Origin of the sequence: Mycobacterium sp. 1165196.3 (assembly GCF_001673415.1) — a bacterium.
Taxonomy (GTDB): domain Bacteria; phylum Actinomycetota; class Actinomycetes; order Mycobacteriales; family Mycobacteriaceae; genus Mycobacterium; species Mycobacterium europaeum_A.
This window is the reverse complement of sequence record NZ_LZLU01000155.1, coordinates 1-6395: the sequence shown is the minus strand read 5'-3', so window position 1 is coordinate 6395 and position 6395 is coordinate 1. Positions and strand designations below refer to the sequence as shown.

Sequence of the window (6395 nt, the reverse complement as noted above, 5' to 3'; positions counted from 1 at the left end):
GATCCCAGGCGGCATCGAGCGCGTCGAACGCCGCCTCGACATCCTGCTCCTCACTCACACCGCCAAACTAGCGAGGACCACCGACAAAAATCGGCGCCCAGAGACTACTGAAACCAAAGTGGCACAAGTTATTTCGCTATCCCCACGTCGGGCTGGTGGTCAGCACATCGACACCATTAACGGTGATGTGCACGGTGTCCCGGCGGTACACCGCGCCGAGGCCCTCCCGCCACACATATCCGGTGATCGCCAACACCATCCCCGCCTCGAGCACGTCGTGTTCGCCCGCGGCCAGCAGCGTTTCGGACACCACGGGCGGATCGAACCCCAACCCCAGCCCGTGCGCGACCGGCATCGGCGGCACCGGCTCACCGGCCGTCGCGTAGGCGGCGAGCAGGTCGCGGGTGGACGCGCCGGGGCGACATGCGGCAACCATCTTGTCGTACAACACATACGAGCGCTCGAAGAGCGCGCGGACCTCGTCGGTCACGGTATCGCCGGCCGGCCGGGTCCGCCCCACCTCGGCGACATAGCCGTTCGCCAGTGCGCCCGCGGCGAACGCGACGAGGTCACCCGGCCGGACCTCGGACGCGGCGGCGCGACGCCACGGTTGTTCGCGCGACGTCACCCACGCGGCGTCCTGGGTCGCCGGCGTGCTCACCCCGCCCGCGGCCATCGCCTCCATCATCACCCCAGCCGGCGTCCGCTCCGACACGCCCGGCGCCAATTCGCTGAGCGCGGTTGCCAGTCCGTGTTCGGCGACCCGGACGGCCTGGCCCATCGCCGCGATTTCGTCCGGCGTCTTGATGCGTCGCGCCGCCCGCATGGCGGGCTCCGCGTCGACCAGCTCGGCATTGGGGAACGCCTCGGGCAGCAACGCCGCGAAAGTCGGTGTGATCGCATCGGTTCCGACCCGCCGTGCCGCGTCGGCGCCCTCGATCTTCTTCAGGACGTCGATGAGGGTCAGTGGGTTCCAGGCCAGCCCGTAGAGGTGGTCGTGGCCGATCTCCTCCGGCACACCCTCGTCGTCGGTGCTGTTGAGATAGATGTCTCCGGTGTCGCGCACCAGCACACACATCGGGCCGAACGGGCGGGTGCCGGCAATCCATAGCTGCGGGGCGCCGGTGACGTAGCGGATATTGGCCTGCCGGCCCAGTACCAGGATGTCGAGGTCGTGCTCCGCCATCTGAGCCAGCGCCCGTTCCCTTCGGCCCGAACGCAATTCGCGCGCGTCGGGCAGGACTTCAGTCGCCATACGGGGTGTAGGGGTAGTCGGTGATCGGCGCGTAGCCGTCTTCGGTGATCACCACGATCTCCTCACTGCGGTAGCCTCCGGTGCCGTCCTCCCACATCACCGGCTCCAGAACCAGCACCATGCCGGGCGGAAAGACGAAGTTGTCGTCGAACTCCTCGCCGAGATCCGTTCCGATCATCGGCGCCTCCGCGGGGTAGGTGCCGATACCGTGACCCAGATAGAAATGCGGCAGCCACGGTTTGCGCCCACCGTTGGCCGCGATCGCGGCGCGCGCCAAATCCCCCGAAGTCACACCGGCTTTGGTCACGGCGAGCACGGCGTCCAGCACCGTGCGCCACTGCCGGAACTGATCTTGCTGCCGCGGCGTGGGCCGTTCGCCGACGATCCAGGTGCGGCCGAAGTCCGAACAGTATCCGTGGTAGGTGATGCTGATGTCGGTCCACAGCACGTCGCCGGCGGACAGCTCCCGGTCGGTGGGCAGCAGGGGCAGCGCCAGATCGCCGTGCGTCGTCCACACGCCGGCTTCCCGCGAACTCGGCATCACCTGCCAGATGGCCTCGAGCATGTTGGTGGTGGCACCGAGTTCGAACGCCCGCCGCACGAAGGTGGCCGAGAGATCGATCTGTCGTACGCCCGGCTGCAGCGCCTCCTGCACGTCGACGATCGCCTGTTCGGTGATGCGGGCGGCCCTGCGAAGACAGGACAGCTCGTCGCGGGTCTTGACCAGTTGCGCCGCCCCGAGCACGATCGCCGCGTCGGTCGGCGGGCCACCCGGGAACAGCGTGGACGTCGAGCGGCGCATGGCGCCGGTGAGTTCGTCGACGGCCACGCTGGCGCCCGGCGGAATGAGATCGGACAGTTTCCGAGCGAAATCCTCGACGCCGGAGTCGAACTCGAGGTAGGCGGGGCCGTGCAGGTGGTCGTCTGGCACGGGGTACTCCGCGGACGCCCCGCTGCGCAACGGCATGAACAGGTGTGGATGCACGTCGTCGGCGAGCACGACGGCGACCGGACGCTCGACGTGGGACAGGCCGGCGTCCAACAGCGGCCAACTCACCCCGGTCGCGTATCCGACGTAGCCGTTCATCAGCAGGATCAGCGCGTCGACGCCGTGCTCGGACATGGCGGACCGCAGCCGCGCTCCGGTCTCGATGCGCATGCGGGCCCAGTCGGGTTCGTCGGGTATATCGAGCGCCGAGGTGCGGGCGGCCACCGAGTTCGTCATGCCGAGATCCCCAGAAAATTCCTGATGTTGCCGCCGACCACCCGAACGGCGTCATGCGCACCGACGGCGTCGACCACGGCGGCCAGGGACCGCTCCGAATAGCCGAAAGTGCTTTCGTTGTGCGGATAATCGGATGACCACATCACCTTGTCGATCCCGATCTCCTCGATCTGCCGCAGTCCCAGCGGATCGACCATGAACGAGGCGCACATGTGCTCATCCCAGTAATGGCGGACCTCCCGCTCGGGTTGGTGCGCCAGCATGTGCCGGTAGGAGGCCAGCACGTGCTCGGCGTCCTGCAGGGCCGTCGGCACCCACGCGATGCCGCCCTCGAACCAGCCGATCTGCAGCTGCGGATGCCGGTCCAGGATGCCGCCGAAGATATACTTGGAGAACATCTCCCGGAATGAGTCGATGTTGACCATCATGGCCACCGCGACGCTGTTGACCTCGCTGGGAAACTTGGGCTGGCTCTCGCCGATGTGGTGCGTGACGGGCAGCCCGGCCTCCTCGATCTCATCCCAGACCGCACTCATCGCCGCGCTCGAATAGTCGATGGGCTGGCCGTTGGCATCGTTGCCGGGGCTGATCGGCATCAGAAACGTGGTGAGCCCCAACGACTTCAACTCGGCCAAGGTGCGGCGCGCGCCGGCCGGATCCCACCAGTTGATCAGTCCGACGCCGTAGCACCGCCCGCGGGAGCGTTCCTGAACGCCGGCGATGTGCTCGTTGTAGACGCGAAAGATCCGCTCGCGGATCTGGTGGTCAGGGTGGTGGAACAGCGCGAGCACCGCGTTGGGGAAGGCCAGTTCCCTGTCGACGCCGTCCTCGGCGAGCTCGCGAACCCGGGCTTCGACGTTGTTCGTGGCCGCCCCGGCCAGATCGTCGTATTGCATGAGCACCGCGCTGAAATCGCCGACCACCATGGATTGCCCGGGCGACCCGAGCAGATACGCGCCGTCCTCATACCAGATCCGCGGGGCCTGCTCCTTGAGCTCGTCGGGAAAGCCTTGGTAGAAGATGTCATCGGCCACCGAGATGTGATTGTCGGCGGAGAACACCTCGGTGCCGGGTGGCAGGCCGGTGCTGAACTCCGCGGCGTGACCGCGGCGATCCTTGGGCGCGCCGATCACGCCTTCGGGGTAAAGCGTTTGGGCTGGGCTGGACATCATCGTCCCTTCGTTGCGATCACCTACGTTTTGAACCGGGGGGAGAGCACACCGATCCGTTCCAGGTCTTCGAGGTACTTCTCGATCAACTGCTGCGAGACATGCGGGATGGTGCGACCCGAATGTTCGACGGCCGCCCGGAATCGCGCCCCGGGCACCGGCGACCCGGCTATCGCGGTCATGGGTTCACGGTAGACGTCCAGCACGCCGAGGACGGACTGTGCGCGCTGGCGTTCGGGTAGCGCGCGCATTGCGGTCTCGAACCGCGCCAGCCAGGCCGGATAGTCGTCGATCTTCTCGACCGGATAGCCCGCCGCGACGATCCAGTCGACGAAGGTGTCCAGCGAGATTCCGTCGTCGTGCGGATTTGTCGTGTTGTAGGTGTCGAAGCTGATGCCGTGCCGTGGCCCGATCGAGGCGATCGCGTCCGCCAGGAAGTCCACCGGCAGACCCTCGTAGTGTGGGCGGGCGCCGTCCGGATCGTTAGCGCCCCGGTAGAACGAGCGCGGAGCGACGCCGGTGGCGACCAGGCTGAACAGCAGCCGGGTGAAGATGTCAGGCACGTTGATCTGTCCCGCGTGCCGGCTGTCGGCCAGGATCATGCCGGGCCGGAACACCGCAATCGGTAACCCGCACACGTCGTGTGCCTCGCGCATCAGGACCTCGCCGGCCCATTTGCTGATCCCGTAACCGTTGGCGTAGTCGTCGCCGATTGTGCAGCTGGGCACCGAGCGGCGGATGTCGGTGTCCTCGTCGACGAGTTGATGGGTGACGGCGCTGACCCCCAGGGTGGAGACGTAGTGAATCGGCTTGAGCCTGGCCGTGATTGCCAGCCGGATGATTTCGGCGGTGCCCACGACATTGGGCGTGAAAAGTTGGCGATAGGGCAGCACGTGGTTGACGTGCGCCGCCGGGTGCACGACGAGGTCGACGGTGTCGGCCAGGCGCCGCCACCTCGCCTCATCCAGCCCGAACCGTGGCTTGCCGATGTCACCCGGGACGACTTCGAGATGATCGGCGGCGAGGGACCGGAAGCGTTCCAGCAGCGTGGGATCCGAGCCCAGCGCCGCCTCGATTCGCTGACGGGCCTGCACGGCATCGGCACCCCGGGTGAGGCAGATCAGGTTGCCGTCCTGGCCCGCAACCCCCTCGAGCCATTCCATGGCGAGGAAACGGCCGAGGAAACCGGTTGCGCCGGTGAGGAGAACGGTGCGCACCTCGGCTGTCGGCGGTGGGAGCAGCGTCGCGGACTTCAAAATGTCGTCGTCGAGGAACTTGTTCAAGGTCAGGTCTTCGGCGTGGACCTCGACGCCGTCGGTGCCGTGGACCGACGCGAAGCTCAGTACGTCGGAGTCCCGATGCCGGTCGATGTGGTCGGCGATGGTGAGCAGGTCACCGGTCGGGTCGATCACCACGCCGACCGGAACGTCGACGCCGTAGATGTCGGTAAGCAGGGTCGAAAAGGTCAGCGCCGAAAGGGAATCACCGCCCAGGTCAATGAATCGCGCCTCCGGGGACACATCGGCCGCGGGCACGCCGAGGGTGGCCTGCACCGCCTTGGTGACGGTGGCCAGCACCGGCTGATCGGCGCCGCCGGTGCGCAGGGCGCGAAGCTGCCCGAGCTGGTCGTCGGCCATGTCGGCGTAGAGCTGTTCGAGCCGCTCACCGTAGCGCTCTCTGAGCTTGGGTCGTAGGAACTTTCCGACGCCGGACAGCAAGCCGTTGGCCAGACTGAACGGTTCGGTTTCGATCAGGAATTCGCGGGGGATCTCGTAGCCGTTGAGGTGGTTGTCGCGTGCGATCTGCCGCAGCGACCGGGCGATCGCCGACGCGTCGGTGCCGCCTTCGGCCGGCACGATCACGGCCAGCAGGAAGGAGCGGGCGCTGTTGCCGTAGATGTAGATCTGATGGATCAGGGCGCTGGTCGAATACAGCGCCTCCAGGCGGGAGACCGCCACGAATTCACCCTGGGCGAGCTTGATCACGTTGTTGCGGCGGTCGACGTAGCGCAACTGGTCCGGGCCGACCTCGGCCATGATGTCACCGGTCTTGTAGTAACCGTCCTCGTCGAACATCGTGGCGGTCAGGTCGGGCCGGTTGTAGTAGCCGGCCATGAAGCGAGCCGACTTTACCGCCAATTCGCCTCGCGGATAAGGCTTGTCGGTGGTGAAATAGCCGAGTTCGGGTACGTCGAGCAGTTTGTAGTCGATGACCGGGGGCCGCAGCACGTGCTCGTCGGCCACGATCATCCCGCCGGCGATCTCGGTGGACGAATAGCCGATCAGCAGGTGCTGATCGAGCACCTCCTCCATGAACTCCTTGATCTCCGGGGACAACGCGGCCGAGCCGCAACCCACCGCCAGCACGCGACCACCCAGGATCTCCTCGCGGATCGCCGTGGTGATCTGCGCCCCGGCGGTATCGGGGTCGGCACCGGACATGACGTGGCGGTCCAGCTCGCGCTGGTAGTGGTGAAAGAACATCTCACAGACCCGTGGCACCAGGCTCATGGAGGTGGGCCGCACCATTGCCAGGTCCTCGAACAGGGTCGAGAGGTCGCTCTTGGCGGCGAAATAGCTGGTGCCCCCGTTGGCGAGGGTCAGGATTACATATCCGTAACCGATCAAGTGACTCATCGGCATGTAGCTCAGCGTGATGACGGGCTGGTCGGATTGCGCCAACCAGGTCCCTATACAAAGGCTTTCGGTGAACATCGCGCCCTTGGGCGTGCCGGTGCTGCCCGACG

General features: G+C 66.5%; 4 protein-coding genes. All 4 read right to left on the bottom strand.

What is annotated here, in order from left to right; translation table 11 throughout:
* Positions 1-136: 136 nt before the first annotated feature.
* Positions 137-1255, bottom strand: a complete 1119-nt coding sequence (locus tag A5659_RS16875; RefSeq protein WP_067182760.1) for a Xaa-Pro peptidase family protein — start codon at positions 1253-1255, stop codon at positions 137-139.
* On the bottom strand, positions 1245-2480 hold the full coding sequence (locus A5659_RS16870; protein WP_067182757.1) for a Xaa-Pro peptidase family protein: 1236 nt from the start codon (positions 2478-2480) through the stop codon (positions 1245-1247). Before A5659_RS16870 ends, A5659_RS16875 begins: the two co-directional genes overlap by 11 nt.
* Entirely contained in the window at positions 2477-3649 is a 1173-nt protein-coding gene (locus tag A5659_RS16865; protein WP_067182764.1) for an amidohydrolase family protein, read from the bottom strand. Before A5659_RS16865 ends, A5659_RS16870 begins: the two co-directional genes overlap by 4 nt.
* A 23-nt stretch (positions 3650-3672) precedes the next feature.
* Positions 3673-6395, bottom strand: a 2723-nt coding sequence (gene car, locus A5659_RS16860) for a carboxylic acid reductase (protein WP_067182753.1), incomplete at its 5' end; no start/stop codon positions are given.